General features: G+C 65.5%; 16 protein-coding genes. 9 read left to right on the forward strand and 7 right to left on the reverse strand.

Annotation, left to right across the window (positions count from 1 at the left end; genetic code table 11):
• Positions 1-188 precede the first annotated feature (188 nt).
• Positions 189-395 carry a CsbD family protein gene (locus AC07Y0_RS07735; protein WP_498676062.1) on the forward strand — a complete coding sequence of 69 codons (207 nt, stop codon included), beginning with the start codon at positions 189-191 and terminating at the stop codon, positions 393-395.
• Positions 396-555: 160 nt separating this feature from the next.
• Here AC07Y0_RS07735 and pdxR read toward each other — a convergent pair whose 3' ends face one another.
• The gene (gene pdxR / locus AC07Y0_RS07740; protein ID WP_498676064.1) at positions 556-1,962 is read right to left on the reverse strand and encodes a MocR-like pyridoxine biosynthesis transcription factor PdxR; all 1,407 of its coding nucleotides are present in this window, start codon (positions 1,960-1,962) and stop codon (positions 556-558) included.
• Positions 1,963-2,029: 67 nt separating this feature from the next.
• Here pdxR and AC07Y0_RS07745 point away from each other — a divergent pair, with 67 nt between their 5' ends.
• Complete coding sequence (locus AC07Y0_RS07745) at positions 2,030-2,758, forward strand: pyridoxamine 5'-phosphate oxidase family protein (protein ID WP_498676066.1); 729 nt, start codon at positions 2,030-2,032, stop codon at positions 2,756-2,758.
• 46 nt (positions 2,759-2,804) lie between these two features.
• On the opposite strand, the gene AC07Y0_RS07750 is transcribed toward AC07Y0_RS07745, so the two are convergent.
• Entirely contained in the window at positions 2,805-3,701 is an 897-nt protein-coding gene (locus AC07Y0_RS07750; RefSeq protein ID WP_115669485.1) for a LysR family transcriptional regulator, read from the reverse strand.
• 109 nt (positions 3,702-3,810) lie between these two features.
• Between AC07Y0_RS07750 and AC07Y0_RS07755 the strand changes: the two genes are divergently transcribed.
• The 3 genes from AC07Y0_RS07755 to AC07Y0_RS07765 all read left to right on the forward strand — a co-directional run bounded on the left by AC07Y0_RS07755 (position 3,811) and on the right by AC07Y0_RS07765 (position 5,621).
• Complete coding sequence (locus AC07Y0_RS07755; RefSeq protein WP_498676070.1) at positions 3,811-4,017, forward strand: hypothetical protein; 207 nt, start codon at positions 3,811-3,813, stop codon at positions 4,015-4,017.
• Positions 4,018-4,091: 74 nt separating this feature from the next.
• Positions 4,092-4,304 (forward strand): hypothetical protein, encoded by a 213-nt coding sequence (locus AC07Y0_RS07760; protein ID WP_498676072.1) that lies wholly within the window; start codon positions 4,092-4,094, stop codon positions 4,302-4,304.
• A 297-nt stretch (positions 4,305-4,601) separates the two neighbouring features.
• Entirely contained in the window at positions 4,602-5,621 is a 1,020-nt protein-coding gene (locus AC07Y0_RS07765; protein ID WP_498676075.1) for a GlxA family transcriptional regulator, read from the forward strand.
• 19 nt (positions 5,622-5,640) lie between these two features.
• On the opposite strand, the gene AC07Y0_RS07770 is transcribed toward AC07Y0_RS07765, so the two are convergent.
• From AC07Y0_RS07770 to AC07Y0_RS07780, 3 genes are all read right to left on the reverse strand, one after another.
• Positions 5,641-6,462, reverse strand: a complete 822-nt coding sequence (locus AC07Y0_RS07770) for a sulfite exporter TauE/SafE family protein (protein WP_498676077.1) — start codon at positions 6,460-6,462, stop codon at positions 5,641-5,643.
• Between the two features lie 306 nt (positions 6,463-6,768).
• Complete coding sequence (locus AC07Y0_RS07775) at positions 6,769-7,362, reverse strand: hypothetical protein (RefSeq protein ID WP_498676078.1); 594 nt, start codon at positions 7,360-7,362, stop codon at positions 6,769-6,771.
• A gap of 177 nt (positions 7,363-7,539) precedes the next feature.
• Entirely contained in the window at positions 7,540-7,944 is a 405-nt protein-coding gene (locus AC07Y0_RS07780) for an NAD(P)H-dependent oxidoreductase (protein ID WP_498676080.1), read from the reverse strand.
• 125 nt (positions 7,945-8,069) lie between these two features.
• On the opposite strand from AC07Y0_RS07780, the gene AC07Y0_RS07785 reads away from it, so the two are divergent.
• Positions 8,070-8,579, forward strand: a complete 510-nt coding sequence (locus AC07Y0_RS07785) for a hypothetical protein (RefSeq protein WP_498676081.1) — start codon at positions 8,070-8,072, stop codon at positions 8,577-8,579.
• 69 nt (positions 8,580-8,648) lie between these two features.
• On the opposite strand, the gene AC07Y0_RS07790 is transcribed toward AC07Y0_RS07785, so the two are convergent.
• A complete protein-coding gene (locus tag AC07Y0_RS07790) occupies positions 8,649-10,466 on the reverse strand; it encodes a methyl-accepting chemotaxis protein (RefSeq protein ID WP_498676082.1) in 1,818 nt (605 codons plus the stop codon).
• 214 nt (positions 10,467-10,680) lie between these two features.
• On the opposite strand from AC07Y0_RS07790, the gene AC07Y0_RS07795 reads away from it, so the two are divergent.
• A complete protein-coding gene (locus AC07Y0_RS07795; RefSeq protein WP_498676084.1) occupies positions 10,681-11,067 on the forward strand; it encodes an acyl-CoA thioesterase in 387 nt (128 codons plus the stop codon).
• 33 nt (positions 11,068-11,100) lie between these two features.
• Here the strand turns inward: AC07Y0_RS07795 and AC07Y0_RS07800 are convergent, their stop codons facing one another.
• Positions 11,101-11,451: a DMT family protein gene (locus AC07Y0_RS07800; protein ID WP_498676087.1), complete on the reverse strand. Its 351-nt coding sequence runs from the start codon at positions 11,449-11,451 to the stop codon at positions 11,101-11,103.
• 313 nt (positions 11,452-11,764) lie between these two features.
• On the opposite strand from AC07Y0_RS07800, the gene AC07Y0_RS07805 reads away from it, so the two are divergent.
• Together AC07Y0_RS07805 and AC07Y0_RS07810 are read left to right on the forward strand one after the other, a co-directional pair.
• A complete protein-coding gene (locus AC07Y0_RS07805; protein ID WP_498676089.1) occupies positions 11,765-13,759 on the forward strand; it encodes a putative bifunctional diguanylate cyclase/phosphodiesterase in 1,995 nt (664 codons plus the stop codon).
• Positions 13,760-13,834: 75 nt separating this feature from the next.
• A complete protein-coding gene (locus tag AC07Y0_RS07810; protein ID WP_498676091.1) occupies positions 13,835-14,728 on the forward strand; it encodes an HNH endonuclease in 894 nt (297 codons plus the stop codon).
• Positions 14,729-14,766 lie beyond the last annotated feature (38 nt).

The following is a 14,766-nucleotide window of genomic DNA, read 5'->3' on the forward strand; positions in this document are numbered from 1 at the left end:
GGCCGTGTCTCTTTCGCCCCCGACGGTTCGCAGGAAAGGCGCCAGACTGAAGTTCCCGCCATTTCCTGGCCTTTGTCAAATCTCCGGCGCCTGCCGTGATGTATGCTCCAAATGCCAGGACGTGGCATGGCAAGCCGTTCGAGACGGTTCGGATCATTCGCCACGAGGGAGCGACCAAGATGGGAAGCATGAGCGACAAGACCGCAGGTCTGGCAAACAAGGCGGCGGGAACGATCAAGAAGAAGGTCGGCGAAGCGGTAGGAAACGAGCGCCTTCAGGCCGAAGGCTCGGCCCAGGTGGCCAAGGGCCACGTACAAGAGGCCGTTGGTGATCTGAAGGCCGCCACGAAGGATGTCGCCAACAAAGTGGCCGACACGCTCAACAAGAAGCTTTGAGTTCACGATCGATGCAGCAGGAGGCCGGCTCCTCCGGCCTCTTTTCCGGTGGTGCGCGCGTCGGCGCGGCGGTCACCCCATAGGTCAGCGCCTCGGCAAACCCGGGATCAGCTAATATGCCGGCGGCGGAGAAACCGCGAGCAGTCAGTCGCGCTCCCGGTCAGAACCGGAGCGACGCCGCCCAGCGGCGCGCCGCGCCGCCCAGCACCTCGGCGGGGAAGCCGGAAAAGCCGATCACCAGTCCCTGGCGCGGCTCGGCATCGACATACATCGGCGAGAGCGCCCGCACGGCAAAGCCATGCCGCGTGGCCTCCGTGCTGATGTCGAGGTCGCGCACGCCGTCCGGCAGGCCGGCCACCAGATGCAGGCCCTGCTCGGGTCTGGTCACCTCGAGCCCCGAACCTTCGAGCGCCGCGACCAGGCTGTCGCGCGCCTGCCTGACCCGCCGCCGCGCCCGCTTCACATGGGCGGCGAAATGGCCCTCGCGCAGGAATTCGGCCAGCGCCGCTTCGGCCAGCGTCGAGGGAAAACGGTCGGTGCGGGCCCGCACGTCGAGCAGGGCCGCGCACAGCGCCGGAGGCAGGACCAGATAGCCGATCCGCAAGCCCGGCATCAGCACCTTGGAGAAGGTGCCGACATAGATCACCCGGCCCTGCGCATCGATCCCCTGCATCGACGAGAGCGGCGGGCCGGCAAAGCGATATTCGCTGTCATAATCGTCCTCGATGATGAAGGCGTCGTTGCGCACCGCCCAGTCGATCAGCGCCAGACGCCGGCGCATGGAGAGGGTCACGCCGAGCGGAAACTGGTGCGACGGCGAGACGTAGACGGCGCGGGCATGCGGCGCACGCGCATTCCCCGCCTCCGGATCGATCCCCTCGGCGTCGACCGGCACGCCGGTGATACGCATGCCGGCGGCGGCAAGGGCGACCCTGGCCATCGGATAGCAGGGATCCTCCACCCAGACCGGATCGCCGGGATTGAGCACCGTGCGGATGACGAGGTCCAGCGCCTGCTGCGTGCCCGAGGTCAGCACCACCTGATCGGCCGTGCAGTTCACTCCGCGCGCGGCTCTGAGATAGGCGGCGACTTCCTCGCGCAGTTCCGGGGATCCGGCCGGCTCGGCATAGTGAAAATGCCGGGGCGACGGCAACATCAGATGGCGGTTCAGCAACGTGCGGAAGACCTGGATGGTGCGGGCATCGGCCGCCGAGCAGCCGAGCGCGCCCGGCAGCGGACCGGTTTCCTCGCGCGCATTCCGCAGCACCGGCGGCTGCGGCGCGGCGCGCGTCGGCACGGCGGCCGCCACATAAGTGCCCGCCCCGACGCGGGCCTCGGCAAAGCCGTCCGCCACCAGCATCTCGTAGGCGGCAACCGCCGCACCGCGCGACAGGCCGAAGCGGTTGGCGAGATCCCGCGTCGTCGGCAGTTTGGCCCCTGGCGGCAGCGAGCCGCCCTCGATCAGCCGGCGCAGTTCGCGATAGAGCGCCAGCCGCCGCGGCCCGGCCTTCGGCAGCACCGGCACGGAGCTTGACCAATCCGGCACATTGGTCCGACTTTTCTTCATGGAATTGGACCTTCTGCAAACCAATCGAACGGCGTAGCTCTGCCTCAAGCCAGCCAAGGAGGCAAGCATGACGATCCAGACCCCGGAAAAATCCTTCCCCGCAACGCCGCGCAACCGCGTCAAGCGCCTGCACGAACGCGGCAGCTACGACCGCGACGCTGTCTATGCCGTGCTCGACAGTGCCTTCCTCTGTCACGTCGCCTATGTGATCGACGGCCAGCCCTTCTGCACGCCGACGATCCATTGGCGAGAGGGCGACTGGCTCTACTGGCACGGCTCCTCGGCGAGCCGAATGCTGCGCCAGCTGGAAAAGGGCGCGCCCGTCTGCCTCACGGTCTCACATCTCGACGGTCTGGTGCTCGCCCGCTCCGGCTTCCACCATTCCGCCAACTACCGCTCCGCCATGTGCTTCGGCACGGCCGGCATCATCGACGAACCGGAGGAGAAGGCCCGCGCGCTCAAGGCCATCGTCGACCGCTTCTATCCGGGCCGCAGCGCGGAAATGCGTGCCGACAATCCCCAGGAACTGAAGGCGACGAAGGTCATCGGCATGCGGATCGAGGATGCCTCGGCGAAACACCGCGCCGCCGGCGTCGGTGACGACGAGGAGGATTATGGCCTGCCGGTCTGGGCGGGCGTCATTCCGGTCGAGACGGTGGTCGGCAAGGCCGAAATCAGCCCGCATGTGCCGGCCGGCGTGGCAATGCCGGAGCACCTTGCGCCCTACCGCCCGGGCCGCCGGCTCGACCAGGTCCTGCGCGAAGCCCAGGCGCTGTACGAGAAGGGGGCCGGCTGAGACGACGACAGCGGCGAACGGCGCGCCGATCCCCGCAGCCGATTGATCAGGCGGCGATGCCGATCATTTCGGAAAAGGCGAAGCGCACGCTGTCGGCCACAGCGCGGATGGTTTCGCTGGTCTCCGGCCCGGTCAGCAGGCGCACTTCGAACGAGCCGAGATCCGGCAGGCCCTGCTTGGAGCCGAGCGCCGTCATGTCGTCGGTCAGGTAGCTGCGCGGCAGCGGCGCGACGGCGAGGTCGGCAATGACCGCGGCGCGCTGCGCCATGGTGTGGGCGGACAGATAGGCGATGCGGTAGGGCCGCTTGTCGCGGTCGAGGCGCGACAACGCGTCGGCCCGCCAGCAGCAGCCGTCCTCCCAGATCGACACCGGCAGCGGATCGCGCAGGTGGGCTGTGCCGCACTTGGCACCGGCCCAGACCAGTTGCTCCGTATGGATCACCTCGCCGTCATGGCTCACCATGCCGGGCGCGCAATTGACCAGCGTGAGGTCGAGGCGCTGCTCCTGCAGGCGGCGGCGCAGCTGCCCCGAGGTATCGACCGTCAGGTCGACCATGATCGCCGGATAGATTTCGGCGAAGCGGCGCAGAATAGTCGGCATGAAACGCTCGCCGATGTCGTCCGGCGCGCCAAGGCGGACCACGCCCTTCATTTCCGGCATGCGGAACCGTCCGACCGCCTCGTTGGACAGCGCCAGCATACGCCGGGCATAGGGCAGAAGCGTCTCGCCGCTCTCCGTCAGGGTGACGGAACGCGCGTCGCGCAGGAAGAGCGTCGCGCTCAGCTGCTCCTCCAGCTTCTTGATCTGCATGGAGACCGCCGACGGTGTGCGGAACACCCGGTCGGCCGCAGAGGTGAAACTGCCGGTCTCGGCAATGGCGACGAAGGTGCGCAGGATATCGTTGTCGAGCAGCGGTAGCGGTTGGCGGATCATCAGGGTCATCGGTGCGCATCCTTCAATAAAACTGATCTTAAGAACGATATCATCGCGTTTGATTGAATGTCAATCAGGGTGCATGCTGCAACCATCAAGAGAACACAAGGAGGCCGAAATGCTGATTGCAACCATGCTCCACATGATGCGCCGCTGGCAGAGCGGCTTGCCGTTGACGCCGACCGCCCGTGAAAATCTCAAGGCGCGCCGGGAAATGGCCGCCCTGCCGCCAGAACTGCAGCGCGATATCGGCTGGCCGCCGGAAGAATATCCGGCCATGTCGCCACACCACAAACACAACAAAAATCGATCGCTCGCATCATAAACATTCGTTTGAATGATGAATGATACAGGAGCAAAACGCAAAGGCCCCCAAGGCCACCGAAAAGGAAGATGACGATGACCCTCGTTGGATTTGATAGCCGGATCACCCTGCAGAGCCGCCGCTTGCCGACGGTCGCGCACCCTCTCGCAATTCTCATGACCGCCGGCCGGGCCGTGCGGCAGTGGCAGGAACGGCGGGCCGATGCCCGGGCGCTCGAAGCCCTGCCCTTCGACCTGCGCAAGGACCTCGGCTGGCCGGCCAACGACCGCCCGGCGCGCACGCTTTGACGGCATTTGCGACACGGCCCGCCCCGCCGCGTCGCAATCGGGCCGAGCCGGGTTTTCCCCATTTCCCGGCTCGCGCCCGAAATTCCATCGGACTTTCAACTTGATGCCTCAAGTGCCCGAAATGCGCCGCGACAAACCGGGTCGCAATGAGAAAAGTGCGTGACGGATGTCGCATTTTTGCCCCCAGCGCGCTATTCTGCCGTGTTCCTAGAGACATGCGTCGCATTCGGAACATCTCCATGACGCCTGCCACGCAAGGAATAGCGGAAAAACGCGGGAACACTGGGCATCACACACATGAACAAGGCGCCGACCAAGAAACGTTCGCTGGTCTTCTTTCTCGTCCCCCATTTCACGCTCTTGCCCTTCGCAGGCGCGATCGAGACACTGCGCATCGCCAATCGCATGCTGGGCTATTCGGCCTACGAATGGCGCCTGGCCTCGACGGATGGGCAGAAGGTCCATTCCTCGAGCGGCATCGGCATGGAGGTCAACTCCTCGCTGGCCGACGAACGCCGCTTTCTGTCCGGCGAAAACCGGCCGAGCATGGTGATCGTCTGTTCCGGCGTCTATGTGGAGGAATTCCACAACAAGTCGGTCAATGCCTGGCTGCGCGAGGCCTATAACCGGGGCGCGGCCGTCGGCAGCCTTTGTACCGGCGCCCATGTGCTGGCCCAGGCCGGCCTGCTCAACGGCAAGCGCTGCGCCATCCACTGGGAAAACCTGCCGGGCTTCTCCGAGGCCTTCCCGCAGGCGGAGGTCTATGCCGATCTCTACGAGGTCGACAGCAATCTCTACACCTGCGCCGGCGGCACCGCCTCGCTCGACATGATGCTGAACCTGATCGGCCAGGACTTCGGCGAGGGTCTGGTCAACCGGGTCTGCGAGCAGCACCTGACCGACCGGGTGCGCAGCCCGACCGACCGGCAGCGCCTGCCGCTCCGGGCCCGCCTCGGTGTGCAGAACTCCAAGGTGCTGTCGATCATCGAACTGATGGAGAGCAATCTCGCCGAACCGCTGTCGCTGCTGGAGATCGCCGACGATGCCGACCTGTCGCGGCGCCAGATCGAACGCCTGTTCCGCCAGGAAATGGGCCGCTCGCCGGCCCGCTACTATCTGGAGATCCGTCTCGACCGTGCCCGCCACCTGCTGGTCCAGTCGTCCATGCCGGTGGTCGAGGTGGCGGTCGCCTGCGGTTTCGTGTCGGCCTCGCACTTCTCCAAGTGTTATCGCGAACTCTACAACCGCTCGCCGCAGCAGGAGCGCGCCGAACGCAAGCTGACCATGTCGGCAAGCCGCACCGGCGTCGTCGCCTGAAGAAGACCGTGCCGGACACTCAGCCGTAGAGGCTGTAGAAGAAGCGCGCCGAGACGAAGACGAGGAAGAGCGAGAAGCCGACCTCGAGCTGGCGCCTGCTCATGGCATGCGCCAGTCTCGCGCCATGCGGCGTGACCAGCATGGCGATCGGGATGATCAGCGCCACGGCGATCCAGTTGACGAAGCCGGTCGAGGCGGGCGGCAGGCCCTTGTCGCCCCAGCCCGCCCAGATATAGCCGAACAGGCCCGGGATCGAGATCAGCACGCCGACGCCGGCCGAGGTTGCCACCGCCTGGTGGATCGGCCGGCCGTAGAGCGTCATGAAGGTGTTGTTGAGCACACCGCCGCCGATCCCCATCAGGCCCGAGATCAGGCCGAACACCGTACCGACGGCAAAGCGTGCCGGCTCGCCCGGCAGTTCCGTTCCGAGATGCAGGCGGCCGCTGAGGAAAGCCATGCGGGCCGCGAGCAGAAGCGCGATCACCGCGAAGATCAGCCGCAGCATCTCGCTCGACGCGTGCGAGGCGACGACGGCGGCGAGCACCGCCCCGAGCGGCACAGCGACGATCCAGCCCTTGAGCAGGTCCATGTCCACCGCGCCGCGCGCCCGGTGGGCGGCGAACGAGCGGATCGAGGTCGGCACGATAATCGCCGTCGAGGTTCCGACCGCCAGATGCATGATCACGGCCGGATCCACGCCGGCCACGCCGAAGACCTGGTAGAACACCGGAACCAGCACGGCACCGCCGCCGATGCCGAAGACGCCGGCGAGCAGCCCGGCCACGCCGCCGGCAATCACCAGCAGGCCGGCAAACATCAGCAGTTCCGAAACGGGCACCATCACGCGAGGTCCTTTCCCGGCACTATCCCCGCAAGGTTGCCGCGACTGTCATCAATCCGTGATGCTTCTAGCCTAACGTCACCCGCAGGCAAGGTCCGGTAGCAGCCAAGCGGTACGCCGCGCAGACGATCCAGGCTTGAACGCCACCAAAGCCCTGCCTCTTTTGACGATGCGATTTCAGACAGCGCTTTTCACTCATCCCTTTGCGACCGGCGGCAATGTCCCCCGCCCCATTGCCAAACGGTCAAAAGCCGGCGCTCGCGCCGGCTTTTACATTGGCCTTCAGCTCAGGATGCGCTGGCTCCGCTACAGCGAGGGATCGGCCGCCTGGCCCTGCGGCAGAATCACAGGCGTCGGATTGTCGGTGCCGATGCCGTCGACCACCGGCTGGCTGGTCTGGCCTTCAGCGATCGCCATCGGCCCTTGCGGCACCATGATCTGGGCGGCCACGGGTGCTGCCGGCGCCTGCGGTGCGGGCTCGCCGACGCCCAGGAGGTTTTCGCCGCCGACGCCGAGTTCGGCATCGATATTCACCCCGTCTGCCGGAATGTCATAGGCGGCGGCCTGCGGCATGGGTTGCTGCAGGGCCTGTTCGCGCAAGAACGGCGCCTGCGGGTCGGCTGATCGCATCGGATCGTCCGAAGCGGCCGGCGCCGGACCGCCCCGCGGATCGTTGACACCGAGCGGATCCTCGTCCGCCTGGCTGTCGATCCCGGCGAGATTCGGCGTGTCGAGATAGTCGATTGCTGCGGAGGCACGGCTGGTGCTGGCGGGTGCCGGCGCATAGGCGGCAGGCGCTCCGACCGGACCGAGCAGTTCCCGGTCGGCAACGCGGCCCTCCGGCTCGGCACGGGCCGAGAGCGCCGGCCGGGCCGCGCCAACTTCCGTCGGCGGTGCCATGCCGTCGCCGACACAGGACACGAGGCCCGCGGCCGGCAGGAGGACCAGAGCTGAACGCTTAAGGAAAGTCGAGGACGCCATACTGAAAACCCACTCTGCCGCAGCCGCAAGCCGGAAATCTGCCCCATCGACGCTACCATGCGGCCGTTAAGCCTTGGTATAGCGCCGCGCCGCCCGTTACGCGGCTGCCGCGCCGAGCGCCTTCATGCTTGCGATCCATCTCTCCCACCCGCGTCCGTCCGTGCCGGCGACATTGCCGATGAGGCTTGTCCGGATCGGCTTGAAGCCGACGAAAGCGAAGATGCCGACCTTCATCGCCTTGAGGCCGTGCGCACCGTAGACCAGCCGGGAGAACCAAGCCGGCATGCCCATGGTGATGACGATCCGCAGCGACCGGCCCTTGAGCAGCGCCTCCTTGAACGGTCCGAGCTCGCTGGAATAGGCAAAGCCCGGCCGGAGCGCCTGTTCGAAGAAGACCTTGACCGGCCCCGGCGGCGCCTGGGCATAGGCGTCGGCGAGCGCATGGCAGAAATGCGGCTCGCTGGCGTCGGGACGGCCCTGGATGATCAGGATGCGCCTCATGGCGGTCTCCCGCGCCGGCTTGCGCGCACGGCTGAAAGAACAGGCGCTTTCTGCCCTTGTCTGGCAGGGCGGAGCGGACCTAGATTGGATCGAATTCAACCGCCCCTGCAACAGGGAATACGAGAATGCGCCTGATACCCTGCCTCGCAGCAAGCCTGCTGCCGCTCCTTGGTCTCGTCACGACCCTGCCCGCGCGTGCCGCCGATTGCGGCGCCTGGAAGGCCGAAGTCTGGGAGGTCGAGGGCGGCAAGGCGCTCACCGCCCATATCTGCGCGCCGGCGACCGGCGGCGAGCGTGAACCGATGCTCTACCTGCAATGCGGCGAGGAGGGTGCGTTCGCCCTGCGCTTCGACGACGGCGGCCAGGGCGACCCGCCGGGCGGCAATCCGGAATGGAGCGGCCGCGTGGTCTTCTCCGACGGCAGGACGCAACTGGAGGTGACGATGATGTACGAGGCGATGGACGGTGTTCTCTATGCGCCCGCCGCCTTTTCCGGCCCGCTCACCGCCCTCCTGCGTGCCGGCAGCGACGTCACGCTGACCCCGGACGAGACGGCCTTCAAGGCGCGGCGATTCACGCTCAAGGGCTCGTCTGCCGCGCTCGGCCGGCTCGGCCCCACCTGCGGCGCCCGCTGACCACACGACCGGACAAACGAAAGCGCCGGCGGGAGCGACCCGCCGGCGCTTTGCCGTTCAAGGCGTTGCTCAGGCCGCGCGACGCCGGCTCGGCTGCACCGCGGCGCTGGCATCGAGCTTGAGCCGCGACAGCAGTTCGCGCAGGTGCCGGCTTTCCTCCGCCAGCGTCTGGCCGGCGGCCGAGGTTTCCTCGACCATGGCGGCGTTCTGCTGGGTCATCTGGTCCATGTGGTTGACCGAGGTATTGATCTCCTGCAGGCCGGTCGCCTGTTCGCGCGACGCGGTGGCGATGCTGTTGACGTGGTCGTTGACCTGGTTCACCAGTTTCTCAATCTCCACCAGGGCCTCGCCGGTCGAGCGCACCAGCGCCACGCCGTTGCCGACTTCGGCGGCCGAGTCGCTGATCAGCGTCTTGATCTCCTTGGCGGCATTGGCCGAACGCTGGGCGAGTTCGCGCACTTCCTGGGCGACGACCGCGAAACCGCGACCGGCCTCCCCGGCGCGTGCCGCCTCGACGCCGGCATTCAGCGCCAGCAGGTTGGTCTGGAAGGCGATCTCGTCGATCACCGAGATGATCTGGTTGATCCGGCTTGACGAGCTCTCGATGCGGCCCATGGCGTCGACCGCGTTGCGGACAATCTCGCCGGAGCGGTTGGCGCTCTTCTTGGTCTCGGCGACCATGTCGCGTGCCTCGTTGGCACGGTCCGAGGCAGTGCGCACCGCCACCGTGATCTCGTCGAGCGCGGCTGCGGTCTCTTCGAGGGCGGCGGCCTGCTGCTCGGTGCGGCGCGACAGGTTGTTGGTCGCCTCGCTGATGTCGCCGGCGCTGTCGCTGACCACGTTGCTCGTCTGGTTGATCGAGCCCATGACGCTGCTGAGCGCGGCCACGGCGGCGTTGAAGTCGCGGCGCAGCTTGTCGTACTCGGCGCCGATCTCGCCGACATTGACCGTCAGGTCGCCCTGGGCCAGGCGCTCGAGCGCGTCGCCGATCTCGTGGATGGCGTAGTTCTGTCGCTCGGAGGCGCTGCGCAGCACAGTCTCGTTGTTCTGCCGCTCGGCGTCCAGCCGCTGCTGCTGCTCGGCTTCGCGGCCGCGCATGGTGATGCGGTCGCGCACCGAGTCGCGCAGCACGATCAATGCATCGGCCATGCCGCCGATCTCGTCCTTGCGGTCGGCATCGACGATCTCGGTGTCAACCTTCTCCTCGGCGATCCGGCCCATGGCGGCCCTCAGGCGGCCGACCGGAGCGACCACGCTGCGGACGACCGCATAGGCGCAGGCGAGAATGATGATCACGCTGGCGGCAATGATGGCGCCGAACCACATGGCATTGCTGTAGAACATGGCTGCCAGGTCGTCGGCGTAGACGCCCGTGCCGACGATCCAGCCCCAGGGCTCGAAGCCGACGACGTGGGAGAATTTCAGGACGGGCGCCTCGAAGCCCGGCTTCGGCCAGTAGTAGTCGACAAAGCCTTCCTTGCTTTCCTTCACGGTCTTCACGAATTCCAGGAAGATGTGCTTGCCGTTGGGGTCCTTGTTCTCGCTCAGGTTCTTGCCGTTCAGCTCCGGCTTGATCGGATGCATGACCATGACCGGCTGCATGTCGTTGACCCAGAGATAGCCGTCCTTGCCGTAACGCATGGCGCCCACGACCTCGAGCGCCTTGGCCTGCGCCTCCTCGCGGGTCATCGCTCCGTCCTGCTCCATCTTGTGATATTTGGAGAAGACCGCGAGCGCCGTCTGGTCGATCGAGGCAAGACCGGCGCGACGTTCGTCGGCCAGCGAATTGTAGGAATAGAACAGGCTGAAGGTCAGCGTCGCTACCAGCACGCAGAGCGCGAGCGCCACCAGCAGGTACAGCCTTGTCGAAATGCTGAGATTTTTCACGGTTGTAACTCCCCCATAGTTTTCACCCGCAAATTCTCATTTGAAACTTACGAAATCGATAAACGCCGATCCCCTAAATTTAGCGGTGGGTACTTAAGTATGAGGCCTCGCTGCGGTGTGTTGCCCGCGGCCAGGCAATTTCATACCCTCTGCTCGGCCGACGGACGATTCCCGAACCGGATCGCGGCCCGGACGACAGCAGATGGGAAAGACCATGCACAGCGCAGCAGCAACCACCGGCGAACTCACCTTGCGGACGCTTGCCATGCCGGGCGACGCCAATGCCGCCGGCGACATCTTCGGCGGCTGGGTCATGGCGCAGATGGACCTCGCCTGCGGCATCCGCGCCGCCGAGCGCGCGCGTGGCCGCGTCGTCACCGCCGCGGTTCAGGAAATGGCCTTCGCCATGCCGGTCAAGATCGGCGACACGCTGTGCGTCTATACCGACATCACGAAGGTCGGGCGCACGTCCATGACGCTCGCCGTCGAGGTCTGGGCGCAGCGTTACCTCACCCACACGATGGAAAAGGTGACGGCCGCCACCTTCGTCATGGTGGCGCTCGACCAAGAGGGAAAGCCGACGCCGGTCCCGGCCGAATAGGCCTGCGCGACAGTTCCGGCGCGCACCGCCCGCTCAGGCGCGAAAGATCAGCGCCGCGCCACCGGCGATCAGAGCAAATCCGAGCAGATGGTTGATCGTCAGCGATTCCTTCAGCCAGAAGACGGAAAAACCGGAGAACACCAGCAGGGTAATGACCTCCTGGATCGTCTTCAGCTGGGCCGCCGAATAGACCTGCGCGCCGATGCGGTTGGCCGGCACGGCCAGGCAGTATTCGAAAAAGGCGATCCCCCAGCTGACCACAATGGCCAGGAAGATCGCCGAGCCCTTGAACTTCAGGTGGCCATACCAGGCGAACGTCATGAACACGTTGGAAAGCGCCAGCATTGCGATCGGCAAGACGGCGGCGGGACTGAAGGTCGGCATCGATATTCCTTGGGATTGTTGGCGGAGAACGTCAGCCTTGCACGGCCATGGACGATCGCGCGACGTCGATAACGAATCCGCGGACGATCGTCAAACCATGCCGCACAACCGCGCCGCGTCCAATCCGTCCGCAGGCCTACGCCCCCGCTGCACACGCCAATTGCAACCCAAAGTGCGCAGGAATGCCTATGAAAAAGGACGGCGGACCCGGGCGCCCTTCGGCGTTAAATGAATTTTATCAGAATCATGCGAGCGTGACGGCTAGGGATCACAGCCGTTTTTCCCAAAAACGATTTTCAATCGGATATTGCATTTGAGTCAGCAAGCAATTCCTCCAGCGACCGAATTGCTGTCCGCCACGAGACGGGCACAGGCGGTCCACATCGTCACCGGCTTGCGGTCGACGCTCTCCTTCAACATCGCGATCTCCCTGTCGGCCGTCCTGATCGTCGTGCTCGGCTACGGCGTTTCCGTGCCCATCGCCCTATGGCTTTCGGCGATCATCCTCTCTGCGGCCTACCGCGCCTTTTCCGCTCACCGTCTCGTGCGGTTCAATTATATCGCGACCGACCCCGACTATGCACTGCGCGTCATGTCCCTCGGCGCCCTGGTGACGGGACTGCTCTGGGCTTCCCTGCCATTCTATGTTCCGGATTTCAGCGCTGCGGGCAAGGATGCCACCATCAGCCTGATCATGGTCGGCATCTCGGCCGGCTCGATGATCCGCGGCATCGGCTATTCGCAGATGTCGATGGCCTTTGCCGTGCCGATTCTGCTGTCGATCGTCGCCTGGCTGTCGTATGTCGGTGACACCTCGTCCGCGATCATGGCCCTCGACGTGCTCGGCCTCATGGTCGTGATGGTACAGAGCAACATGACCGCCGAACGCGTCTTCGTCAGCAACGAGATCGCCAAGCTCGAAGCGACCACGCTCGCGGAATCCCTCGAAATCGCCAATGACGCGATCCACCAGAAAAATCGCCGGCTCGAGGTTCTGGCCAATCGCGACACGATCACCGGCCTCGCCAACCGCATGCATTTCAACGGCCGGCTTCTCGGTGACATCGCCCGGGAAAAGACCATCGGCGGCGAAGTCGCACTGCTGCTGATCGACCTCGACCGCTTCAAGCAGATCAACGACACGCTCGGCCACAGTGCCGGCGACGCGCTGTTGCGCGCTGTCGGCGAACGCCTGAGCGCCACCGTGCGCGACGACGGCCTGATCGCGCGCCTCGGCGGCGACGAATTCGCCATCATCGTGTCCGGCCCGAACGCCCGCTGGCGTTGCCGCGATCATGCGGAGGCCCTGCTGCAGGAAAGCCTCGCTCCCATCTCCTTCGGCGGCAGCCAGTCGGTCATCGCGCTCAGCATGGGCTTGGCGACCTTCCCCGACCACGCCACCAGCGCCGACGAACTGCTGGCCTCCGCCGACATGGCGCTCTACGACGCCAAGGGCAAGGGCCGCCGCCAGATCCGCGAATTCGATCCGGGCCTCAAGGCGCTTGCCGACCGCCAGCGCCTGATCGAGCAGGATCTCGAAGCTGCCATTCGCGGCGGCGGGGTCGAGACCTGGTTCCAGCCGCAGGTTAATCTCGAAACCGGAGCCATTGCCGGCTTCGAGGCACTCGTGCGCTGGCACCACCCGCAGCTCGGCTTCGTGTCGCCGCCGGAAATCGTCGCCGCCGCCCAGTCGCTGCATCTGGCGGAGTCGCTCACTGCGCATGTCGCCGCCGCCGTCTGCCGCCTGTTGAGCCGCCTGCCGGCGCTCGACCTCGCCGAAGTGACCGTCGCGCTCAATGTCTCGCCGCGCGAATTCGCCCTCTATTCCGTCGCCGACATGCTCGAACTCGTGACCTCGCAGCACGGCATCAATCCGGCCCGTCTCGAGATCGAGATCACCGAGGAGGCGATCCTCGACACCGAGGGCGCCGGCTATCAGCTCAAGCGGCTGGAGAATGCCGGCTACAAGCTGGCAGTCGACGATTTCGGCATGGGCCACTCGTCGCTGGCCTATCTGATCAGCCTCAAGGTCGACCGGCTGAAGATCGACCGCAGCTTTGCCAAGGGCGTGGCGGACTCGCGCGCCAACCAGGACCTGATCGCCGCGCTGGTGGGTCTCGGTAATGCCCTCAAGCTCGACATCGTCGTCGAAGGCGTCGAAACCGAACAGGACGCCGCAGTGCTCGAAGCACTCGGTTGCCGCATCGCCCAGGGCTACCACTTCGCCCGCCCGATGCCGGTCGAAAGCCTGGTCGCCTGGATCGCCCGCCACGGCGAGACCAAGGACGTCCGCAAGGCTGTCGCCTGAGGACGAGCAATCGCTGGAGAGGGCCGACTCGGATTGGTCTGCTATGCTGACGCAGCGGCATGTTTCGGAGACACCATGGCAAACGCAATCTTCTACCATAAGGACGGGAGTGCTTATAAGGACATCCGGGGCAAGCGGTACCACTACCCCAAATCCTACCACTCCCGCGTACTGCAGACGGTCGGGGATTGGATTATCTACTATGGTCCCATTCCGCAGTCACCAAGTCGCTACTACACGGGCATGGCGCGCGTTGTTTCAGTCGAGCCGGATCCAGACTTGGCGGGCCACCATTACGCGTTTCTCGATCAGTACATCGATTTCGATCGGCCGCTCGACTACCGCGAGAACGGCGGTTATGAATTGCAGTTGGTCAGCCCTGAGGGGATCGTCAATCCCGGCCGCAGCGTACAGGCTGTGCGCATCATCGATCAACGCGAATTCGCCGCCATCGTGGAAGCTGGCCTCTGCGAACCAGACGAGTGGCCCGATAGGACGGATTCTGTCGCGGCCCCGTTCCAGATCGACGAAGGCGGACAGTCAGCCTACGTCGTGCCCTCGTTCGATCGCCCGATCCTGCAGCAGACGATCAATCGCCCCTTCCGCGATGCCAAGTTCCGCCAGCATGTCCGCCATGTCTATGACCGAACCTGCGCCTTTACCGGCCTACGGCTGATCAACGGCGGAGGCCGCCCCGAGGTCGAAGCCGCGCACATAGTGCCGGTGGAGCGCGGCGGTAATGACTCCATCCAGAACGGCATTGCCCTGTCGGGCACGGTGCACTGGATGTTCGACCGCGGACTTCTGTCGATGTCGGACGACTTCACGATCCTGCGGTCGAGGCACCTGAACGAGGACATTTCTCACCTTCTGGTCCGAGATCTGGCGGCGCGTGTGCCGGAACCATCATATTTGCGGCCGCATCCCCATTTTCTCGCGTGGCATCGAGACAACATCTTCAAGCGATAGTCTCTGGGCACCCGTTCGCCCCCCTGACAGTTTCCGTC

This window comes from Allorhizobium sp. GW101-3B10 (genome assembly GCF_059424725.1).

Coding starts and splice junctions, on each gene's coding strand:
- AC07Y0_RS07735 (WP_498676062.1), top strand. CDS start 189: ATGAGCGACAAGACCGCAGGTCTGGCAAACAAGGCGGCGGGAACGATC.
- pdxR (WP_498676064.1), bottom strand. CDS start 1,962: ATGAAGAAAAGTCGGACCAATGTGCCGGATTGGTCAAGCTCCGTGCCG.
- AC07Y0_RS07745 (WP_498676066.1), top strand. CDS start 2,030: ATGACGATCCAGACCCCGGAAAAATCCTTCCCCGCAACGCCGCGCAAC.
- AC07Y0_RS07750 (WP_115669485.1), bottom strand. CDS start 3,701: ATGACCCTGATGATCCGCCAACCGCTACCGCTGCTCGACAACGATATC.
- AC07Y0_RS07755 (WP_498676070.1), top strand. CDS start 3,811: ATGCTGATTGCAACCATGCTCCACATGATGCGCCGCTGGCAGAGCGGC.
- AC07Y0_RS07760 (WP_498676072.1), top strand. CDS start 4,092: ATGACCCTCGTTGGATTTGATAGCCGGATCACCCTGCAGAGCCGCCGC.
- AC07Y0_RS07765 (WP_498676075.1), top strand. CDS start 4,602: ATGAACAAGGCGCCGACCAAGAAACGTTCGCTGGTCTTCTTTCTCGTC.
- AC07Y0_RS07770 (WP_498676077.1), bottom strand. CDS start 6,462: ATGGTGCCCGTTTCGGAACTGCTGATGTTTGCCGGCCTGCTGGTGATT.
- AC07Y0_RS07775 (WP_498676078.1), bottom strand. CDS start 7,362: ATGGCACCGCCGACGGAAGTTGGCGCGGCCCGGCCGGCGCTCTCGGCC.
- AC07Y0_RS07780 (WP_498676080.1), bottom strand. CDS start 7,944: ATGAGGCGCATCCTGATCATCCAGGGCCGTCCCGACGCCAGCGAGCCG.
- AC07Y0_RS07785 (WP_498676081.1), top strand. CDS start 8,070: ATGCGCCTGATACCCTGCCTCGCAGCAAGCCTGCTGCCGCTCCTTGGT.
- AC07Y0_RS07795 (WP_498676084.1), top strand. CDS start 10,681: ATGCACAGCGCAGCAGCAACCACCGGCGAACTCACCTTGCGGACGCTT.
- AC07Y0_RS07800 (WP_498676087.1), bottom strand. CDS start 11,451: ATGCCGACCTTCAGTCCCGCCGCCGTCTTGCCGATCGCAATGCTGGCG.
- AC07Y0_RS07810 (WP_498676091.1), top strand. CDS start 13,835: ATGGCAAACGCAATCTTCTACCATAAGGACGGGAGTGCTTATAAGGAC.